The organism is Nocardia xishanensis NBRC 101358, assembly GCF_001613365.1.
GTDB classification, from domain to species: Bacteria; Actinomycetota; Actinomycetes; order Mycobacteriales; family Mycobacteriaceae; genus Nocardia; species Nocardia xishanensis.
The window spans coordinates 1-20,030 of record NZ_BDCF01000023.1 but is presented as its reverse complement, the minus strand read 5'-3'; the positions used below and the strand labels follow the sequence as shown (position 1 = coordinate 20,030).

General features: G+C 68.6%; 18 protein-coding genes. 5 read left to right on the top strand and 13 right to left on the bottom strand.

The features are described 5' to 3' along the window. Positions 1-457 precede the first annotated feature (457 nt). The 6 genes from NX1_RS19415 to glgP form a co-directional block, all read right to left on the bottom strand. A complete protein-coding gene (locus NX1_RS19415; protein WP_068061245.1) occupies positions 458-2,191 on the bottom strand; it encodes a serine/threonine-protein kinase in 1,734 nt (577 codons plus the stop codon). A gap of 166 nt (positions 2,192-2,357) precedes the next feature. Next, the gene (locus tag NX1_RS19410; protein ID WP_068061465.1) at positions 2,358-2,996 is read right to left on the bottom strand and encodes a formylglycine-generating enzyme family protein; all 639 of its coding nucleotides are present in this window, start codon (positions 2,994-2,996) and stop codon (positions 2,358-2,360) included. A 169-nt stretch (positions 2,997-3,165) separates the two neighbouring features. Continuing rightward, positions 3,166-3,561 (bottom strand): RidA family protein, encoded by a 396-nt coding sequence (locus NX1_RS19405; protein WP_068061243.1) that lies wholly within the window; start codon positions 3,559-3,561, stop codon positions 3,166-3,168. 137 nt (positions 3,562-3,698) lie between these two features. Continuing rightward, positions 3,699-4,238, bottom strand: coding sequence for a DoxX family protein (locus tag NX1_RS19400; protein WP_068061239.1), 540 nt, complete (start codon positions 4,236-4,238; stop codon positions 3,699-3,701). 110 nt (positions 4,239-4,348) lie between these two features. Continuing rightward, a complete protein-coding gene (locus NX1_RS19395; RefSeq protein WP_068061236.1) occupies positions 4,349-5,710 on the bottom strand; it encodes an NCS2 family permease in 1,362 nt (453 codons plus the stop codon). A gap of 140 nt (positions 5,711-5,850) precedes the next feature. Beyond that, positions 5,851-8,424 (bottom strand): alpha-glucan family phosphorylase, encoded by a 2,574-nt coding sequence (gene glgP, locus NX1_RS19390; protein WP_068061233.1) that lies wholly within the window; start codon positions 8,422-8,424, stop codon positions 5,851-5,853. A gap of 99 nt (positions 8,425-8,523) precedes the next feature. Here glgP and NX1_RS19385 point away from each other — a divergent pair, with 99 nt between their 5' ends. From NX1_RS19385 to glgB, 3 genes are read left to right on the top strand one after another with little or no spacing between them, the layout of a single operon-like run. Continuing rightward, positions 8,524-9,165, top strand: coding sequence for a LysE family translocator (locus tag NX1_RS19385; RefSeq protein WP_174555497.1), 642 nt, complete (start codon positions 8,524-8,526; stop codon positions 9,163-9,165). A 39-nt stretch (positions 9,166-9,204) separates the two neighbouring features. After that, the gene (locus tag NX1_RS19380; RefSeq protein ID WP_068061462.1) at positions 9,205-11,208 is read left to right on the top strand and encodes an alpha-1,4-glucan--maltose-1-phosphate maltosyltransferase; all 2,004 of its coding nucleotides are present in this window, start codon (positions 9,205-9,207) and stop codon (positions 11,206-11,208) included. Then, positions 11,205-13,382 carry a 1,4-alpha-glucan branching protein GlgB gene (gene glgB / locus NX1_RS19375; RefSeq protein WP_068061227.1) on the top strand — a complete coding sequence of 726 codons (2,178 nt, stop codon included), beginning with the start codon at positions 11,205-11,207 and terminating at the stop codon, positions 13,380-13,382. The genes NX1_RS19380 and glgB overlap by 4 nt, the downstream gene beginning before the upstream one ends. A gap of 189 nt (positions 13,383-13,571) precedes the next feature. Here the strand turns inward: glgB and NX1_RS19370 are convergent, their stop codons facing one another. From NX1_RS19370 to NX1_RS19360, 3 genes are all read right to left on the bottom strand, one after another. Next, entirely contained in the window at positions 13,572-14,414 is an 843-nt protein-coding gene (locus NX1_RS19370; RefSeq protein WP_068061224.1) for a tetratricopeptide repeat protein, read from the bottom strand. Between the two features lie 61 nt (positions 14,415-14,475). After that, positions 14,476-14,844, bottom strand: a complete 369-nt coding sequence (locus NX1_RS19365; RefSeq protein ID WP_084501566.1) for a DUF3817 domain-containing protein — start codon at positions 14,842-14,844, stop codon at positions 14,476-14,478. Positions 14,845-14,976: 132 nt separating this feature from the next. Beyond that, positions 14,977-16,155, bottom strand: coding sequence for an acetyl-CoA C-acetyltransferase (locus NX1_RS19360; RefSeq protein WP_068061459.1), 1,179 nt, complete (start codon positions 16,153-16,155; stop codon positions 14,977-14,979). 130 nt (positions 16,156-16,285) lie between these two features. On the opposite strand from NX1_RS19360, the gene mce reads away from it, so the two are divergent. Then, a complete protein-coding gene (mce, locus tag NX1_RS19355; RefSeq protein WP_174555495.1) occupies positions 16,286-16,759 on the top strand; it encodes a methylmalonyl-CoA epimerase in 474 nt (157 codons plus the stop codon). Between the two features lie 86 nt (positions 16,760-16,845). Continuing rightward, positions 16,846-17,847, top strand: coding sequence for a coiled-coil domain-containing protein (locus NX1_RS19350; protein ID WP_068061221.1), 1,002 nt, complete (start codon positions 16,846-16,848; stop codon positions 17,845-17,847). 123 nt (positions 17,848-17,970) lie between these two features. On the opposite strand, the gene NX1_RS19345 is transcribed toward NX1_RS19350, so the two are convergent. From NX1_RS19345 to NX1_RS37430, 4 genes are all read right to left on the bottom strand, one after another. Then, on the bottom strand, positions 17,971-18,270 hold the full coding sequence (locus NX1_RS19345; RefSeq protein WP_068061219.1) for an Rv1322 family protein: 300 nt from the start codon (positions 18,268-18,270) through the stop codon (positions 17,971-17,973). A gap of 81 nt (positions 18,271-18,351) precedes the next feature. Beyond that, positions 18,352-19,065, bottom strand: coding sequence for an endonuclease/exonuclease/phosphatase family protein (locus NX1_RS19340; protein WP_068061216.1), 714 nt, complete (start codon positions 19,063-19,065; stop codon positions 18,352-18,354). A 15-nt stretch (positions 19,066-19,080) separates the two neighbouring features. Beyond that, on the bottom strand, positions 19,081-19,773 hold the full coding sequence (gene nucS / locus NX1_RS19335; protein ID WP_068061213.1) for an endonuclease NucS: 693 nt from the start codon (positions 19,771-19,773) through the stop codon (positions 19,081-19,083). 9 nt (positions 19,774-19,782) lie between these two features. Beyond that, the coding region (locus NX1_RS37430; protein ID WP_218024148.1) for a hypothetical protein at positions 19,783-20,030 on the bottom strand (248 nt) is incomplete at its 5' end.

Genomic DNA, 20,030 nt, shown 5'->3' with positions numbered 1-20,030 from the left:
AAGATGTGGCGAGATTCGCGCGTCACTGCGAAGTCCCGTACATTCGCGGCCGGGAGGTGCGTCTGGCGTGCGGCTAGGTGGCCATGGGTGCGAGACCTCGACTCGGCATGCGGCAGTGAGGACGTGAGCCCGGGGCATTCCGATGCCAAAATGAACTCCACGAGGGTGGTTGGAGGTAGCGGCCATCGGCAGTAGAACGAGAAGCCGTGGATTTCGGCGCCAAGCCGCATCACCCCGAGCGCCTGTCCACCGCCCGCCGAATCGACATCCCACCCCGCCACCGCGATCACTCCCCTCGTGATTCTCCGAAAGCTTACTGCACGTGGAGTATTCGTTGGCGAATCGTGCGTCGGCGACGATGATCGGGTTGCGGACCAAGCCGGATGGTGCTGGCTTCGGCCTCGCAGTTGCCGGTACAGCGATCGGCAGCTCGTGGATCCGCGACCGGTCGTCGTTCTCACCCGAGTGGCGCTCCCCGCCACCATTGCCGCACACCTTCCAGGTCGAGGTGGAGGGAACCTTCCATGCTGTGGGTGTACATGAGGAGGGTTTCGCGGTGGGTGTCGCCGGTGAAGACGGTGACGATGCGGGTGTAGGTGAAGCCGTCTTTTCGGCGGTCGAGGGTGTAGTTGGTGTAGTTCTTCGATCCGTGTGCGTCCTCTGAGCGCTTGTTGGCGGGGAGTCCGGTGACGACCGCGCGGGCGTCGGCGGCGGAGCGGTATCGGTAGAACTCGTAGTAGGGCGGGTTGAGGCTGTTGGGGCCGACGCCGTCGCCGCTGTAGCAGAACCAGGCTTCGGTCCAGTTGCCGAAGTCGGGGCGCTGTTGCAAGTCGGAGGCTTCCGCGGTGTGGGTGGTTCGTTTGTCGCACCGCGCGTTTCGATAGCCGGCGCCGATCGGGTCGGCGGGCACCATGCCAGGAAATTCCCGGTGGATGAGGTCGACGTCGGCGGCGGCATTCGAGCTGGTGAGCACCAACGCGACGGCGACACCGCTGATGGTGAGCACCGCGACTGCGCACAGGACGGCGAGAAGGACGAGCGGCGAACGCCGTTGTGGTGGTGCTGCTCCGGGCATCATGCCGCCGCGCGGAGCGCCGACCGGCCCATGCGCCATCGGCGTCAGCGGCCCCAGCGCGATCGGAACCAAAGGAACTTGTCCCATCGGCGCTGGAGGAACGTGCGCCATCGGCGCTGACGAACCCTGTCCGTGCGCCGTCGGAACTGGCGAGGCCTGCCCTTGACCCATCGGCGCTGAAATACCCTGCGGCAAGCCGAGTGCGGGAGCGTGCGAGTTGGGCGCGCCAGCGGCCGCGACGTACGGCCCGGGCGGAGTCATCGCCGCAGCCGACGCGCCCACCGGCACGCCTGCCAGCGCCCGCCGCGCCGCCTCGGCGAATTCCGCACAACTGCCGAATCTTTCCTCGGCCCGCTTGGACAGCGCTCGCGCAAGCACGCCGTCCAGCGCGGCAGGCATTCCGTACCGAACGCCGCTCAGCGGAGGCGGCGGCTGCTGTAGATGCCCTTGAATGACCACCGTGGGGTTGGTGGATTCGAACGGCACCACGCCCGCGAGCAGCCAGTACAGCGTGCAGGCCAGCGAGTACTGGTCGGTGCGGCCGTCGAGCGGCGCGCCGGTGAGCTGCTCCGGGGAGGCGTAGGTGAGGGTGGCGGTGAAGGTGCCGGTCCGGGTGAGGTGGACCGCGTCGTCGCGGAGACGGGCTATGCCGAAGTCGGTCAGAAAGATTCGTTCCTGACCCGCGCCCGGATGGGCGAGCAGGATGTTGGCGGGTTTGACGTCGCGATGCAGGATGCCCATGCTGTGCGCGTAGTCCAGCGCATTCGCGGTTTCGGCGACGATACGGACGGCGCGTTCGGGCGTGAACGAGTTGGTGTCGATTTCGGCGGCATCGGAACCGTCGACGTACTGCATCGAGATCCACAGCTGCTCGTCCTCGACCCCGCGGTCGTAGACGGTCACGATGTTCGGATGGTCCAGCCGCGCGACGACATCGGCTTCGCGTTCGAAGCGGGCGCGAATCTCGTTGTCGGCGAACATCTCCCGATTCAGCAGCTTGAGCGCGGTACGCCGCGGCAGGCGCGGATGCCTGGCCAGGTACACCGATCCCATGCCGCCGCGTCCGAGCTGTCGCTCGATGACGTAGCCCGCGAAGACCTCCCCCTCGTACAGCACGCCGCCCCCTCCTTCGTCTCCACCGGCAAGCGAGCCGATGCTAGTGCACCCGCTCTAACGCCACTACGGAGCGGGGCGCGGCACCACCTGCGTCGGGAACGTCTGTCCCAGGTCGAAGCCGCCGTGCAAGGCAGGCAAATCACTTTCGGCGGCAACCTGTTTCGATTCACTCCGAGCGCGCGACCCGGAACCCCACGTCATCGATCCGAAACGTCGGGTGACTGCGCCGCCGCACCGACGCACGGCAACTCCAGTGCCGATCGGACCACCCGCCTCCGCGCAGCACCCGGTACTCCCCGTACACCTCGGCGTCGTAGACGTCCCAGCACCAATCCCACGTGTTGCCGAGCATGTCGTACAGCCCCCAGGAATTGGGCGCCTTCCGGCCGACCTCGTGCGCGTGCCCGGCGGAATTGTCGCGGTACCAGGCGATCTCGTCGAGCTCGCCGTAGCGAGGCCCGGAAGTGCCTGCCCGGCAGGCATGTTCCCACTCGGCTTCGGTGGGCAAGCGATATCCCGCTGCCGCGGCATCCCATTCCACGGCCAACCCCTCGACGCGATAGGCGGGAGCGAACCCCTCGCGTCTCGAGAGGGCATTGCAGAAACCGATGGCGTCGATCCACGAAACGCTCTCCACAGGAAGCCGATCCCCCGCGACGGAGCTCGGCCGCAGCCCCGTGACCGCCGCGTATTGCGCCTGGGTGACAGCGACCGCACCGATCCGGTACGGCGCGAGATCGACCGACCAGCTCCGCTCGGTGCGCCGGTCCGACAACGCCACCCGGCCCGCCGCGACGGCCACCAGCTCGATACCCACGCTCACGATCTCATGATCTCAGTGGGCGTGGGTCCGTCGACAACGGCGGGCGAAAGCGGGAGGTACGCGCGTCGGCACAGCCGGACGCAGTCCCGTCGACAGCCACGCGCAGCCCGGCGGAGGCGGAGGTACGCCTATGTGGCATCCGCCCCTCGGCTCACCCCCGCACCGCGAGCGCGTCCACCTCGAAGAGCATCCCCGGCAACGCCAACGCCGCGACGCCGAGCAACGTCTGCGTCGGCGGCCGCTCGCCCCAGATCTCGGCGATCTTCTTGCCGAGGACCGTCAGCTTGTCCAGATCGTGGTCGACGATGAAAGTACGCAGCTGCGCGACGTCCGGGTAGTCCAATCCCGCCGAGCGCAACGCGATGCCGAGGTTGGCGAAGGCCCGGTCCACCTGACGCGCGAAGTCCTCGGTGGTGGTGTGCCCCTCGGCGTCGGAGTCGTATTGGCCTGCGATGAGAACCAGCTCGCCGGATACCCGCGCGACGTGGCTGTAGCCGAATCCGGTCGGGTCGTGCAGTTCGGCGGGGTTGCTGATCTCGATGGTCATCTTCTCTCCTGAATCTCTACTCGGGCCGCACCGAGACGACGACGTGGCGGCGCGCGGTGTGACAAAACCCAGGTGGGCCGAAAACGAAGGCGGCGCGGCGACCGAAATCACCGCGCCGCCCGATCAGGACCGCCCGCTCAGAGCACCCACTTGAGGATCAGCGTGACGACGCCGGTGGCGACGGCGAGCCCCACCGCGCCCGCGCCCCACACGAAACCCTTGCGCTTCCAGGGACGCCCGGCGTCCAGCGAGAACTGGCCCGAGCCGGTGAAGGCCACCGTGGCCGCGACGGTGCCGAACAGCAGCGGCATCTCCCAGCCGCCCTGGCCGAACAGGCCGGGACCCCAGGTGGCGTTGATCGCGTTGAGCATGGTGCCGAGGACGATGGCCGCGGCCAGCGGGGTGAGCACACCGAGGACCAGCATCAGACCGCCGACGATCTCGGTGAGGCCGGCCAGCGTGCCGAACAGTTTGCCGGGGTTGTAGCCCATGTTCTCGAACATGGCGGTGGTGGCGTCCCAGCCGTAGCCGGAGAACCATCCGAACAGCTTCTGCGCGCCGTGCGCGGCGAGCAGGCCGCCGAAGACGACCCGCAGGATCAGCAGCCCGATGTCGGTCGCGACGGCGTCGAGCGGGCTGGTGGTCTCGATTTTCGGCACTGCCGGCTTGGTGGTCATGCTGGTTCCTCATCCCTGCAACGTGAATCGTCAGTTTCGGCAACTAATCGGACCGTGGTCCGATTATCCTGCAGTTCGTCCCAACTCCGCGCTCGCGGGATCTATTCCGGCTACTCCGCGAGGAAGAAGAAGTATCCGAGGAAGATCACCAGCAGCGCCCACATGGCGGGATGAACTTCCTTGATCCGGCCGCGCGCGACCATCACCACCGGGTAGAAGATCATGCCCATGGCCAGCCCGTTCGCGATCGAATAGGTCAGCGGCATCACGATGATGGTGATGAACGCGGGCACCGAGTACTCGAGCCGGTTCCAGTCGATCTCGCCGAGCGAGCGCGCCATCAGGATGCCGACCACGATCAGCGCGGGCGCGGTCACTTCGGTCGATCCCGCGACGACCGCGAAGATCGGATAGCAGAACATCGCGACGAGGAACCACCCCGCCGTGGTCACCGCGGTCAAGCCGGTCCGGCCGCCCGCCGAGACGCCTGCCGTGGATTCCACATAGGCGGTGGTGGTCGAGGTGCCGATGACCGCGCCCGCCATGGTGCCGACCGAGTCGGCGGCGAACGCGCTCGCGGCGCGCGGCAGCTTGCCGTCCATGTCCAGCAGCCTGGCCTGGTTGGCCACGCCGATGAGCGTGCCTGAGGCGTCGAAGAAGTCGACGAACAACATCGTCAGCACGACAACGGCCATCTGCGCGGTGAACGCGTCGGGCAGGTGGACGATGGCCTGCCCGAAGGTCTCGTCGAGCCCGCGCGGTAGCGCCGCGACGCCGCTGGGCAGCTCGACCAACCCGGTGACGATGCCGAGACCGGCCGTGAGCACGATGCCGTAGAGCACCGCGCCGTGCCAGCCACGCACCAGGAACACCAAGGTCACCGTCAGGCCGAACAGCGCGAGGAGCGTGGTGCCCTCGGTGAAATCGCCCAGCTTGACGAAGGTCGCCTCGCTGGAGGTGACGATGCCCGCGTTCTTGAGTCCGAGAAACGCGACGAACATGCCGATGCCCGCGCCGACCGCCAGCTTCAATTGCAGCGGAATCGCGTTGAGGATCTTCTCTCGGACCTTGGTCACGGCCAGCACGAAGAAGATGACGCCGGACAGGAACGTGCCCGACAGCGCGACCTGCCACGGGATGCCCATGCCGAGCACCACCGAGAACGCGAAGAACGCGTTGAGTCCCATGCCCGGCGCGAGCGCGATCGGATACCGCGCCCACAGGCCCATCACCAGGGTGCCGACCAGCGCGGCGACGGCGGTGGCGGTGAACACCGCCTGCATCGGGATTCCCTTGTCGCCGAGCGCGCCCTCGTCACCCAGGATCGCGGGATTGACCGCGAGGATGTACGACATGGCCAGGAACGTCACGGTGCCCGCCATCACCTCGCGGCGCATCGTCGATCCGGTCCGACTGACGCCGAAGTACGCGTCGAGGCGACCTCGGGTCCTGGTCAGCAGGTCGGTGGCCATGGGTTCTCCAGTCCTGGCAGTCGAGCAAGGGATGCCCAGGCACGGTAACCGACGATTCACTGAACCATGGTGCCGGTGCGAGCTCCTCCGCTCGAGGACACACGTGAGGATGCTCACCCGTGCGGAATCGCCACCGCGGATCAGGCGCTCGGCGCGACCACCAGACCGAGCTCCGAGTCGGAGGCGAGCAGCTCGTTGTGCGGCAGCACGCGGACGGTGTAGCCGACGGCACCGGACACCGGGAGCGGCGTCTCGACCCCGAAGAACTCCACGCCCGCATCCGATCCGACGTGCGTCATCGGGATGATGGTGACATCGGACAGCTCGTCGGTCGGCGAGACGCGACCGAACACCGCCTGCACCACCACGTCCGACAGGTGCAGCCCGCCCAGCTCGACGCGCGCGGTGAGCGAGACCGGCGCGCCGATGATCGGGGTGTCCGGCAGGCCTGTGCTGTCCACCTGGATCACCTTCACCGAGGGCCACGCCGCCGACACTCGGCCGCGGTATTCCGCGATCGCTCGCGCACCCGCGAAGTCGTCGGCCGTCGCGCGCTGCGAGGCGCCCGCGGCGGGCTCGTAGTACTGCACGGCATAGTCGCGCACCATGCGGGAGGCGAGCACCTTCGGGCCGAGGGTCTGCAAGGTGTGCCGGACCATCTCGACCCAGCGCACCGGCATGCCCGCGCCGTCGCGGTCGTAGAACCGCGGCGCGACGGCGCGCTCGAAAAGGTCGTAGAGCGCGGCGGCCTCCAGATCGTCGCGGCGGTGTTCGTCGGCGACGCCGTCGGCGGTGGGGATCGACCAGCCGTTCTCGCCGTCGTACATCTCGTCCCACCAGCCGTCTCGGATGGAGAGGTTGAGCCCGCCGTTGAGCGCGGACTTCATGCCCGAGGTGCCGCAGGCCTCGAGCGGGCGCAGCGGATTGTTCAGCCACACATCGCAACCCCAGTACAGGTACCTGGCCATCGACATGTCGTAGTCGGGCAGGAAGACGATGCGGTGGCGCACCTCCGGATCGTCGGCGAACCGCACGACCTGCTGGATGAGCGACTTGCCGCCGTCGTCGGCCGGGTGACTCTTGCCTGCGACGACCAGCTGCATCGGCCGCTCGGGGTGCAGCAGCAGGGCGCGCAGCCGCTCCGGATCGCGCAGCATCAGCGTGAGGCGCTTGTAGGTCGGGACGCGGCGGGCGAAACCGACGGTGAGTACGTCGGGATCGAAGATCTTGTCGATCCAGCCCAGTTCGGCCGAGGCGGCGCCGCGCTCCAGCCAGGACGCGCGCATCCGGCGACGCACCTCGGCGACCAGCGTGGCCCGCAGGGTGTTGCGGGTCGACCACAGTTCGCCCAGATCGACATCGCGCAGCCGTTCCCAGCCGCGCGCCTCCTCGACCAGCTCCGCGCCGATGAGTTCGCGCGCCTTGTCGAGCCATTCGCGCGCGGCCCAGGTCGGCGCGTGCACGCCGTTGGTCACCGAGCCGATCGGCACCTCCGCCGCATCGAAGCCCGGCCACAGCGGCGCGAACATCCCCCGGCTCACCTCGCCGTGCAGCTGGGACACACCGTTGGCGCGCTGGGCCAGCCGCAGTCCCATGTTCGCCATGTTGAACACCGACGGATCGGATTCACGGCCGAGCGCCACGATGCGGTCAACGGAAAGGCCGGGCAGCATGGCGGATTCGGTCTCGCCGTGCCCGCCGCCGAAATAGCGGCGAACCAGCGGCATCGGAAACCGGTCGATGCCCGCGGGGACCGGGGTGTGCGTTGTGAACACCGTCCCGGCCCGGACGGCGGCCAGCGCGGTATCGAAATCCAGGCCGCCCGCGAGGTATTCGCGGATTCGCTCGACGCCGAGGAAGCCTGCGTGACCTTCGTTCATGTGGAATACGTCGGGGTCGGGCAGGCCCGCGGCCCTGGTGTAGGCCCGCACCGCGCGCACGCCGCCGATGCCGGCCAGGATCTCCTGCTTGATCCGGTGGTCCTGATCGCCGCCGTAGAGCCGGTCGGTGACGGAGCGCAGTTCCGGATCGTTCTCGGCGATATCGGAATCGAGCAGCAGCAGCGGCACCCGACCGACCTGCGCGATCCAGACCCGCGCCCGCAGCACCCTGTCCTCTGGCATCGCCACGCGCACCAGCACCGGCGACCCGTCGCTGGTGAGCAGGCGCAACGGCAGGCCCTGCGGGTCGAGCGCGGGATAGTGCTCGATCTGCCAGCCGTCCGAGGACAGCGACTGCCGGAAATAGCCGGAGCGGTACAGCAGGCCGACGCCGATCAGCGGCAGCCCCAGATCCGAGGCGGCCTTGAGGTGATCGCCCGCAAGGATGCCGAGTCCGCCGGAGTAGTTGGGCAGCACCTCGGTGACGCCGAACTCCATCGAGAAGTAAGCGATGCCGCGCACGCCACCCTCGCCGTTCTGGCGCTGGAACCAGCCGGGGCGGGCGAGGTAATCGCGCAAATTCGCCGCGGCCGCGTCGACCCGGCCCGCGTAGTCCGCGTCGGCGGCCAGCTCGTCGAGCCGGGACGCGGGCACCTCGCCGAGCATCCGCACGGGATCGTGCCCGACCTCGAGCCACAGGTCGGGGTCGAGTTCCCGGAAGAGATCCTGCGTCGGCCAATGCCATGACCAGCGCAAATTCGTGGAAAGCTCGCCCAGGGCCGCGAGACGCTCGGGCAGATGGGCACGGACGGTGAATCGACGCAATGCCTTCACCTGGGGAACCCTACCGAACGCCGCGCCCCTCGGCCGCCTCCGGCGAGCCGCGCCCCGATTCCACTGGCCGGACCGCGCCGCTCGTGACAGCATCTGCTGATGCCGCACTGGGTCGACGTGCTTCCCGAATTCCTGCTCGCCTGTCTCGCGCTCGCCGCGCTGCCGGGCCCGGCGACGGCCCTGTTCCTCCAACGGTCGTTACGCGACGGTCGCCGCGCCGGTCTCGCCGCGGTAGCGGGCAACGAAATCGGCGTGTTCGGCTGGACCCTGGCGGGCGGGGCCGGGCTCTCCGTCCTGCTGGTCGCGAACTCCGTGCTCGACACCGCCGTGCACGTGCTCGGCGCGGCGGTGCTGATCTATCTCGGCGTGCAGGCCTGGCGCGGCGCGGGCCGCGACGACGCGTTCGGCTCGACCATGACGGCCATGCTGCCCGCGGGACGCACCCCCGCCTCGGCATTCCGCGCCGCGTTGCTCTCGATCGCCGCGAACCCCAAGGCCGCGGTGTTCGGCCTGACGATCCTGCCGCAGTTCCTGCCGACCAGCGGGCCGGTACTGCCGACGGTGCTGATCCTCGCCGCGATCCAGCTGGTGATCGACACCTCGTGGTGCGTCGGTGTGGTGCTCGCCGCCGACCGGGCGGGCGGCTTGCTGCGCCACGCGCGCATCCGGCAGCGGGTGGAGCGGGCACTCGGCGCCGCGCTGGTCGCGCTCGGCCTCGGCTTGGCCGCCGATGCCCGCTGATTCCACGCCATGGTCACGGCACCGGGTAGGTTGGTCCACGTGACCGGCCGCATCGCCATCGATGACACCGCCCCGTCCATCCCCGGCGGCCGCCCGGCCAAGGCCGTGGTTGGCGAGGTCTTCCCGGTGCGCGCCGTGGTGTGGCGCGAGGGGCACGACGCGGTCGCCGCCACGCTCACGGTGCGCGCACCAGGAGCGGCGCGGGCCACCCGGATCCGGATGACCCCGGACTTCGAGCCCGACGTCTTCAACGCCGCCTTCGTCCCGAACCTGCCCGGCGCGTGGACTTTCCGCGTGGAGGGCTGGAGCGATCCCATCGCGACCTGGCGGCACGCGGTGGAGGTCAAGCTCGCGGTCGGGCAGAGCGCCGTCGATCTGGCCAACGACCTCGAGCTCGGTGCGCGGCTGTTCGAGCGAGCCGCGCAGGCGCTGCCGAAGGCCAAGTTCGAGAAGCTGCGCGCGGTGGCGGCGGCGTTGCGCAGCGACGAGCAGCTGCCCGCCAGAGTCGCGCCCGCGTTCTCCGAGGAAGTCGGCGAGATCCTGCACGCCACGCCGCTGCGCGATCTGGTCACCCGTGGCCCTCAGCACACCGTGCAGGTCGAGCGGCACCGCGCGCTGTACGGCTCGTGGTACGAGTTCTTTCCGCGCTCCACCGGCGGCTGGGACGCCGAAGGCGAACCCGTGCACGGCACCTTCGCCACCGCGACCAAGGAACTCTCCCGGATCGCCGGCATGGGCTTCGACGTCGTGTACCTGCCGCCGATCCACCCGATCGGCGAGGTGAACCGGAAGGGCCGCAACAACGCGCTGACCGCCGAACCCGGCGATGTCGGTTCCCCGTGGGCGATCGGTTCGCGGGACGGCGGACACGACGCCGTGCACCCGGCGCTCGGCACCGAAGCCGATTTCGTCGAATTCGTCGCCGCCGCAAATCAACTCGGTCTCGAGGTCGCCCTCGACCTGGCGCTGCAATGCGCGCCGGACCACCCATGGGTCGCCGCCCACCCGGAATGGTTCACCACGCTGCCCGACGGCACCATCGCCTTCGCCGAGAACCCGCCGAAGAAGTACCAGGACATCTATCCGGTCAACTTCGACAACGACGCCGATGGACTCTACGCGGAGGTGCTGCGCGTCGTCCGGCACTGGATCGGCCTGGGCGTCAAGATCTTCCGCGTCGACAACCCGCACACCAAGCCCGCCGACTTCTGGGAATGGCTGATCGCCACTGTCCGGCGCACCGATCCGGACGTGATCTTCCTGTCCGAGGCGTTCACCCGCCCGGCCCGCCTCTACGGCCTGGGCCGGCGCGGATTCAGCCAGTCCTACACGTATTTCACCTGGCGGGTGGCGAAGTGGGAGCTCATCGAATTCGGCAACGAGCTGGCCGCCAAGGCCGACGAGGCCCGCCCCAACCTCTTCGTCAACACCCCCGACATCCTGCACGAGAGCCTCCAGCACGGCGGGCCGGGTATGTTCGCGATCCGTGCGGTGCTCGCCGCCACCTTGGCGCCGACCTGGGGCGTGTACTCCGGTTTCGAGCTGTTCGAGCACCAGGCGGTGCGTCCGGGCAGCGAGGAGTACCTGGACTCGGAGAAGTACGAGCTGCGCCCGCGCCCGTTCGCCGAGGCGCTGGCACGCGGCGAATCGCTGGAACCCTGGCTGACCCGGCTCAACGAGATCCGCCGCGCCCACCCGGCGCTGCAACAGCTGCGCTGCCTGCACTTCCACCACGTCGACAACGACGCACTCCTCGCGTACTCCAAATTCGATCCGGTCAGCGGCGACGCGGTGCTCGTTGTCGTGAACCTGAACCCCTACGGCGCGGAGTGGGGCTTCGTCTCGCTCGATCTGCCCGCCATCGGACGCGAATGGCACGACCACCCAGTGGTAGTCGACGAGGTGAGCGGCGAGGAATACCACTGGGCGCAGACGAATTACGTGCGCCTCGACCCGGCCAAGGCGGTCGCGCACATCATCGCGCTGCCGCCGGTGCCCGCACCCGCGCGTCTGGAGCTGGCCTACCGGCGGTCCTTCCGATGACCCGCGTGGCCACCATCAACCGCCGCGATCTGATGTTGCTCGCGGCGGGCACCCATCACGATCCGCACACCGTCCTTGGCGCGCATCCGCATCCGGACGGGACGGTCGTGCGGGTGCTGCGCCCGCACGCGGACACGGTCGCGGTGCGCGTCGGCGAGGTCGACCACGCGCTGAAACCGTTGGGGTACGGGATCTTCGCGTCGGTGCTGCCCTATCCGGATCTGATGGACTACCGCGTCGTCACGACATACCCCGGCGGACCGACCGTCGTCGCCGCCGACGGCTATCGCTTCCTGCCCAGCGTCGGCGAACTCGACCTGCACCTGATCGGCGAGGGCCGCCACGAGCGACTGTGGGACGTGCTCGGCGCCCATCTGCGCCGCTACACCACGCTGGACGGCCCGGTCGACGGCACATCGTTCGCGGTATGGGCGCCGAATGCCCGCGGCGTCACCGTGATCGGCGATTTCGACGGCTGGAGCGGTAACACCGCGCCGATGCGCGCGCTCGGCACGTCGGGTGTCTGGGAGGTCTTCGTCCCGGGCATCGGGGTCGGCGAGAAGTACAAATATCGGGTGCACGGCGCCGACGGACGCACCGTCGACCATGCCGACCCGCTGGCCTTCGCCACCGAACACCCGCCGGCGACCGCGTCGGTCGTCACCGAGAGCGGCTACACCTGGGACGATGCCGACTGGCTCGAACGCCGCGCCGCGACCGATCCCAACCGGGCGCCGATGAGCGTCTACGAGGTGCACCTCGGGTCGTGGCGGCCCGGCCTCGGCTATCGCGAATTGGCCGAGCAGCTGGCCGATTACGTGCGGGAAGCGGGCTTCACGCACGTCGAACTGCTGCCCATCGCCGAGCACCCGTTCGGCGGCTCCTGGGGCTATCAGGTCACCTCCTACTATGCCCCGACGGCGCGGTTCGGCTCCCCCGACGACTTCCGCGCCTTCGTCGACCACCTGCACGGCGTTGGCATCGGCGTGCTGCTCGACTGGGTGCCCGCCCACTTCCCGCGCGACGAATGGGCGCTGGCCCGCTTCGACGGCACCCCGCTCTACGAGCACGCCGACCCGCGGCGCGGTGAGCAACTCGACTGGGGCACCTACATTTTCGACTTCGGCAGGCACGAGGTGCGCAACTTCCTCGTCGCCAACGCGCGTTACTGGATCGAGGAGTTCCACATCGACGGCCTGCGCGTCGACGCGGTCGCCTCCATGCTCTACCTGGATTACTCACGCCGAGAAGGTGATTGGGAGCCCAACGTGCACGGCGGCAGGGAGAACCTGGAAGCCGTCGACTTCCTGCAGGACCTCAACGACACCGTGCACCGCCACCATCCCGGCGTGATCACCGTCGCCGAGGAATCCACCACCTGGCCCGGCGTCACGCGCGGCACCGACGTGGGCGGCCTCGGTTTCACCATGAAGTGGAACATGGGCTGGATGCACGACACCCTCGGCTTCCTGCGCCGGGATCCGATCCACCGCTCCTGGCACCACAACGAGATCACCTTCTCGCTGATGTACGCCTGGAGCGAGAATTACGTCCTGCCGATCAGCCACGACGAGGTCGTGCACGGCAAGGGCACGCTGTGGACGCGGATGCCGGGCGACGATTTCGCCAAGGCCGCGGGCGTCCGGGCGCTGCTGGCCTACATGTGGGCGCATCCGGGCAAACAGCTGTTGTTCATGGGCCAGGATTTCGGTCAGTTCCGCGAGTGGTCACACGATCGCGGCCTGGACTGGGCCGAACTGGACAATCCACTGCATTCCGGCATCGCCGCGGCCGTGCGCGACCTCAACTCGGTCTACCGCGCCCACCCGGCGTTCTGGAGCCAGGACACCACGCCCGGCGGCTACTCCTGGCTGGAGGCCGACGACCGCGAACACAATGTGCTGGCGTTCCTGCGCTACGGCGCCGACGGCTCGGTGGTCGCGTGCGTGCACAACTTCTCCGGATCGGTGCACGGCGAATACCGGGTCGGCCTGCCCGTAGCGGGCGAGTGGACCGAGATCCTCAACACCGACGCGGCGGAGTACGGCGGTTCCGGCATCGGCAATTACGGCGCGGTGAAGACCGAGGAGATCCCCTGGCACGGCCGTCCGTTCTCGGCGAGCGTCGCACTCGCGCCGAACAGTGCGGTGTGGTTGGCGGGGCCGCCCGCTTGAACAGCGGAATGGCGACAACCGACGCCCGCTCGAACAGCGGATACCGAAGACGCCCGGCGCGTCATCGCTCCGGGCGTCCATGGTCATCGTTGTGTTCGAGAAAGCGATCGGATCAGTCGGCGCACCGAGATCGGTCAGCTCCGAAAAGCGGTTGGTCGCGAATCGGCGCGGACGATGAGTCGCGGTCGATCAGTACAGCGCGGCGGCCAGCTTGCGGCGGGCCGCGACCACGAAGGGCTCGGCCTGATCGAACAGCTCGAACAGCTCGAGCAGACGGGTGCGGGCCTTGGTGCGGTCGTCGCCCGCGGTGCGCTTGACGACGGCGATCAGCCGGTCGAACGCCGCTTCCGGCCGCTGGTTGAGCAGTTCGAGGTCGGCGGCGTCGATGGCGGCGTCGACATTCGCCGGATCCTGATCGGCGGTCGCCAGCGCCGAATCGGGCACCTGCTGTGCCCTGGCCAGGAAGCGCAGCTGCCGCAGCGCGCCCTTGGCCTCTTCGTTGTTCGGTTCCGCGGCCAGGATCGCCTCGTAGGCGGCCTCGGCGCCGGCCAGGTCACCGCGCTCGAGCGCGTCCTCGGCGGCGGCGAAGCGCGGATCCTCCGCGGGCTGCGGCTCGGCCGCGCCGCCCTCGAGCTTGCCCGCGACCGCGTCGACCACCGCGTCGAGCCACTGTCTGACCTGCGGCTCGGGCTGCGCGCCCTCGAAATCGGCCAGCGGCTGCCCGGCCGCGATGGCGATCACCGTCGGGATGCCCTGCACCCGCAGCGCCTGCGCGATGCGCATATTGGCCTCGGCCTCGACGGTGGCCAGCTCCCAGGCGCCGCCGTCGGCCACGACCAACCGCTCCAGGGTCCTGACCAGCTCGACGCTGCCCGGGCTGCGCTGCGAGTACAGCGCGACGATCACCGGAACCTGCATCGACCTGCGCAGCACCTTGGTCTCGAAGTCCGCCTCGCCGACCGCGTAGTCGCCGGCGGACGCCGCACCGGCGGGCGGCTGCTTCAGACTGGACAGATCGACCGCCCCGGACATGGCGGCGGCGACGGCGGGCGAGGGACGGCGTGCGGCAGGTCGAGTCACGGTTTCCAGTTTGTCACGACGGGACGCGAACGGCTTCCGCGGCGGGGGTCGCGTCGGCGTTGCTCAGCTCGCCCAGCTTGCCGGTGCGCACGGCCCAGACCTCGAAGATCACCGTGAAGAACGGCGGAATGCTGGACAGCAGCGCGAGGACGAGGGTCTTCCAGTTCCAGTTCAGCTCACGCGCGGCGAGCAGCGAGGTCAGCACGAACAGGACGAAGATGGCGCCGTGCACCGGGCCGAAGATCTTCACGCCCACTTCGTTGCCGGGATCGGGCAGGTATTTGAAGGCCATTCCCACCAGCAGGCCGAGCCACGAGAGTGCCTCGAGCACCGCAAAGAATCGGAATCTACCGGCGACGCTGCGCAGATCGAAGAAACCCATGCGCCCCATTGTGCCGGATGCACTACGACGAGTCGTAGTTGAACACGTCACATCGATGTCCACGGCCGGATGCGCCGAAAGGACGGGCGTCGCGTCCGGCGCGGAACGCACCGGACGCGACGCCCAGGAGAACTACACCTTGATGATGAGGGCGTCGCCCTGACCGCCGCCACCGCACAGCGCGGCCGCGCCGACGCCGCCGCCGCGGCGCTTCAGCTCGAGGGCCAGATGCAGCACAATACGGGCGCCCGACATGCCGAGCGGGTGTCCGATGGCGATGGCGCCGCCGTTGACGTTCACCTTCTCGGTGTCGATGCCCAGCTTGCGGGCCGACGCGATGCCGACCGCGGCGAACGCCTCGTTGATCTCGACCACATCCAGGTCGGCGGGCGAGATGCCCTCGCGCGCACAAGCCTTCGCGATGGCGTTGGCCGGCTGGTCCTGCAGGGTGGAGTCGGGACCGGCCACCACGCCCGCGGCGCCGATCTCGGCGATCCAGCTCAGTCCGAGCTGCTGCGCCTTCTCCTTGCTCATCACGACCACCGCGGCCGCGCCGTCGGAGATCTGCGAGGCGGTGCCCGCGGTGATGGTGCCGTCCTTGCGGAAGGCCGGGCGCAGCTTGCCGAGCGACTCCGCGGTGGTGTCGGCGCGGATGCCCTCGTCGGTGCTCACCAGCACCGGATCGCCCTTGCGCTGCGGCACCGCGACCGGGACGACCTCCTCGTCGAACAGACCGTTCTTCCACGCCGCCGCCGCGCGCTGGTGCGAGGCCGCCGCGAAGGCGTCCTGGTCCTCGCGGCTGATGCTGTCGGTGTCGTTGCGCTGCTCGGTGAGCGCGCCCATGGCCTGGTCGGTGAAGATGTCGTGCAGGCCGTCGTAGGCCATGTGGTCGCGCAGCGTCACATCGCCGTACTTGAAGCCCTCCCTGCTCTTTTCGAGCAGGTGCGGCGCCTGGCTCATGGACTCCTGGCCGCCCGCGACGACGATATCGTACTCGCCGGCGCGGATGAGCTGATCGGCGAGCGCGATCGCGTTGATGCCGGACAGGCACACCTTGTTCAGGGTCAGGGCGGGCACGTCCATCGGGATGCCCGCGGCCGCCGCCGCCTGCCGGGCGGGGATCTGGCCCGCGCCCGCGGTGAGCACCTGGCCCATGATCACGTAGTCGACCTGCTCGGGAGCGACGCCGCTCTTCTCGAGCGCCGCCTTGATCGCGAAACCGCCGAGATCGGACCCGGAGAAGTCCTTCAGACCGCCGAGCAGCCTGCCGACCGGGGTGCGCGCACCGGAGACGATGACGGTTGTGGTCACGACGAGCCTCGCATTCATTGGTGGAACCCGCGCGCCATCGCACAGGCGACGGCGCGGCGTCAAGAGTTGTACTCAACGGTAGCCTGTCGGTCTCCGGCGGCCTCACGCAGGTAAGCGCTACCGTCGAGTCGTGAGCAACGCGAATCAGACATCCGAACTCATTCCGGGCGACTACGTGGTCGCGATCGACCACGTCGGCATCGCCGTCCCCGACCTGGACACCGCAATCGCCTGGTACGCCGAGAATCTCGGCATGATCGAGACCCACCGCGAGGTCAACGAGAGCCAAGGCGTGCACGAGGCCATGCTGTCGCTCCCCGGTGCGCCGGACGGCGCGACTGCTCTGCAGTTGCTGGCGCCCCTCAACGCGGATTCCACGATCGCAAAGTTCATCGATCGCAGCGGACCCGGCCTCCAGCAGCTCGCCTACCGCGTCACCGACATCGAGGCCGTCTCCGCTTATCTGCGGGATCGCGGTCTGCGTTTGCTGTACGAGGCCCCGCGGCACGGAACCGCCGATTCCCGCATCAATTTCATCCACCCGAAGGATGCTGGCGGTGTGCTGATCGAGTTGGTCGAGCCGAACCCGAATGTTACGCACTAGTATCAAGATCGGGGCCGAAAAACTCGTCCAGATCACATTCGCGGTCGAGTCACCATCGGCCCTCCATAGGCTGTAGTTTGTGTGCCATGTCGTCACCCGAGTCCGATCGCAATCGCTTCGTTGCACTGCCCTTCACCGTTGTGCGCAAGGGTTATGCGCAAGACGAGGTGCGTAACTACTTCGACCGCTTCGATGCCGAGCTGAGGGTCACCGCCACCGATCGCGATGCTGCTGCGGCGCAAGCCCGTAACCTCGCGAGCCAGTTGGAGGACGCGCGGGACGAGATCGACGAGCTCCGCAAGGAGGTCGACCGACTCTCGGTGCCGCCGACCACTGCCGAAGGCATGTCCGACCGCATCTCCCGCATGCTGCGACTGGCCTCCGACGAGGCCTCCGAGGTCAGGGCCCTCGCCCAGGCCGAGGCCGCGGAAATGGTGTCGATCGCGGAGCAGCAGGCGACCGAGATGCGCGGCAAGTACGAGTCGCTGCTCGCGGAGACCAAGGAGAAGCGCGAGGCCCTCGACATCGAGTTCGAGCAGACCCTCGCGAACGCACGCACCGAGTCGGCGAAGATCATCGAAGCCGCTCAAGCCGAGGTCGAGCGCCTCGGCAAGGAAGCCGAAGCCAAGCGCAAGGCGACCCAGCAGGACTTCGAAGTCACCATGGCCGAGCGTCGTACCAAGCTCACCCGCGCCATGGAGGAGCTGGAAGCCACCAGCCGCGCCGAGGCCGCCCAGCGGATCAAGGACGCGACCGACGAGGCCAACCGCCTCATCACCTCCGCCACCCAGACCTCCGAGCGCAAGATCGCGCACGCCAAGGAACTGGCCGAGGAGATGCGCGTGCTGCGTGGACGGGTGCTCGCCCAGCTGCTCGGTATCCGCGGTCAGCTCGACTCGGTGCCCGCGATGCTCGCCGCGGTCAACCGGGAAAGCGAACTGCTGGACGGTGTTCCGGAGCAGCGCAAGTCGATCGGCGGCAGCACCAAGTCGGTCGGCGCCCGCACCACCAAAGCGATCCCCGAGGTCAGCAGCGAGGACGAGGACCTGGACATCGACGAGCGTGAGAACGCCGACATCGCCAACTGACGTCGGCTGAGGCGACGACGCAGTACCAGAACAGAATTCACCCGAAGGCCGCTCCCGTCAGGGGAGCGGCCTTCTTAGTTGTGCGGGGTACGTCGTCGGCAGGGAATCGACGACGCGGGCCGTTCAGGACCAGCGACGGGTGATGCGGCGCGTCCGGCGACCGTTCCAGCAGCCGCGATGCCAGTGCCTGCGGTCGTCCTCGCCGCCGTCTGCGGCCCAGGCGACGATATGGGCCACACCGGGCGGGATCTCGTGGTCGCATCCCGGGCAGCGGTAGGTCTTCGTGGCGCGGGTGCCCGGAATGGTGCGGACGACGTAGACCTCGTCGTCGTCCGGACCGCGTTCAGTGCGGCCGAACACGTCGCCGAGCGGCGCGACGTCGGACCCGGCCTGATTGCGAGCGCGCGGTTTCCGACGAGGCATGCCGACAAGCCTAATGGGCGCCTGCGGCCGGACTCCGCCCCCTTACGCAGGCCGGGCCACGCAGCCCGCTACCGACGTGCCTCACACGGTGAAGGACGCGCGCACCAGATTGTGGTCCGACAGCCCGTCGACACTCTCCACCGCGGCCTCGCGCGCGTCGATGCCGTGCGTGACCACGTGGTCGATGAACTGGGACTTGGCGCCGGCGGTGCGCGGGCGGGTGGGCAGCGCGTCGGCGGGCAGCTCCGCCACGGTGAAGCCGGGGCCGAGCCCGTCGGCCACGACCGCACGGTCGGCGTTGAAGTCACCGAGCAGCACAGCGGGACGTGTGGGATCGGACAACGCCACCCCCGCCAACGTCGACAGCTGCCGCCCGCGGCGATCGTCTCCGGTGACGTGCGTGGCGACCACCGTCAGCCCGGACGTCGCCACCGCCAACGCACCCTTGCCGGGATCGTCGCCGAACGCCGCCGCGAACACCTTTCGCCCTGGATCGTCGACCACGAGCGCCAGGTACTCGTCCCGCTCCCGCAGCGCCGTCGGTATGCGCTTCGACCGCGGCACCCGGGGATAGCGCAGCGTGTGGATCGTGCGATCCGGCAACGCGTCACGCAGCGCCGTCAGCAGATCACCGCTGACCTCTTGCAGCGCGATGATCTGCTCGGAACGCTTCGCGATACGCGCGGCGATGGCGTCGATCCGCTCGGCTTCGACAGGCCATTTGGCAGCGACGTCCTCGTACCAGTTCTCAGCGTGTACGCGGTGCAGCACGTTCCAGGTCGCGACGGTGATCATGGATTCGTGTCGGGGTCAGAAGAGGCGGAATTCGTTGCTCTCCGTGCCGCGCAGGGCATCGTAATCGAGTGTGAGGCAACGGATGCCGCGATCCTCGGCGAGGGTACGCGCCTGCGGCTTGATCTGCTGGGCGGCGAACACTCCGCTCACCGGGGCGAGCAACGGGTCGCGGTTCAGCAATTCCAGGTAGCGAGTCAGCTGTTCCACACCGTCGATTTCCCCGCGCCGCTTGATCTCCACCGCCACGGTCGCGCCGTCGGCATCGCGGCACAGCAGGTCCACCGGCCCGATGGCGGTCATGTACTCACGACGGACGAGCGTGTAGCCCGGACCGAGCGTCTGCACGTGTTCGGCGAGCAACTCCTGAAGATGGGCTTCCACACCGTCTTTCACCAACCCGGGGTCGACGCCCAGCTCGTGCAACGAGTCGTGCTCCACGTCTTCGATGGTGATGCGTAGTTCCTCGCCCGCCTTGTTCGTCACCACCCACAGCGCCTTCGCGCCCTCGGGCAGTTCCGCGGCGGCCGCATCCCGCTCTTCCAGCCAGCACGGCGGGCTCATCCAGTTCAGCGGCTTGTACGAGCCGCCGTCGGAGTGGACGAGCACCGAGCCGTCGGCTTTGATCATCAGCAGCCTGCGGGCCATCGGAAGGTGAGCGGTCAAACGACCGACGTAGTCGACCTGGCAACGAGCAATCACGAGGCGCACCGGTCGAGTCTAGGCCCTGCACCACATCGGCACGGAGCCGCCCGACCTTCTCAGCCCAGCGGCCACAAAGCAAGACGTCGTACGCTCGGCTTCGTTGACGTAGTGGAGGTTGCTGACCCTGAATCCCGGCCGTGCCGCGTAGTAGTCGGGCGCGGCCGTATTGCATAACTTGGTGTCCATCACGGCGGACACCTTGATCGAGGCGTTCTTCCGAGTCGCGACACGTAGCGTCGTATTCGTCGCCGACATCTCGTCCA

Coding starts and splice junctions, on each gene's coding strand:
- glgB (WP_068061227.1), top strand. CDS start 11,205: ATGACCCGCGTGGCCACCATCAACCGCCGCGATCTGATGTTGCTCGCG.
- NX1_RS19400 (WP_068061239.1), bottom strand. CDS start 4,238: ATGACCACCAAGCCGGCAGTGCCGAAAATCGAGACCACCAGCCCGCTC.
- NX1_RS19405 (WP_068061243.1), bottom strand. CDS start 3,561: ATGACCATCGAGATCAGCAACCCCGCCGAACTGCACGACCCGACCGGA.
- NX1_RS19365 (WP_084501566.1), bottom strand. CDS start 14,844: ATGGGTTTCTTCGATCTGCGCAGCGTCGCCGGTAGATTCCGATTCTTT.
- NX1_RS19345 (WP_068061219.1), bottom strand. CDS start 18,270: ATGCCTCGTCGGAAACCGCGCGCTCGCAATCAGGCCGGGTCCGACGTC.
- NX1_RS19370 (WP_068061224.1), bottom strand. CDS start 14,414: ATGTCCGGGGCGGTCGATCTGTCCAGTCTGAAGCAGCCGCCCGCCGGT.
- NX1_RS19350 (WP_068061221.1), top strand. CDS start 16,846: ATGTCGTCACCCGAGTCCGATCGCAATCGCTTCGTTGCACTGCCCTTC.
- NX1_RS19395 (WP_068061236.1), bottom strand. CDS start 5,710: ATGGCCACCGACCTGCTGACCAGGACCCGAGGTCGCCTCGACGCGTAC.
- NX1_RS19340 (WP_068061216.1), bottom strand. CDS start 19,065: ATGATCACCGTCGCGACCTGGAACGTGCTGCACCGCGTACACGCTGAG.
- NX1_RS19385 (WP_174555497.1), top strand. CDS start 8,524: ATGCCGCACTGGGTCGACGTGCTTCCCGAATTCCTGCTCGCCTGTCTC.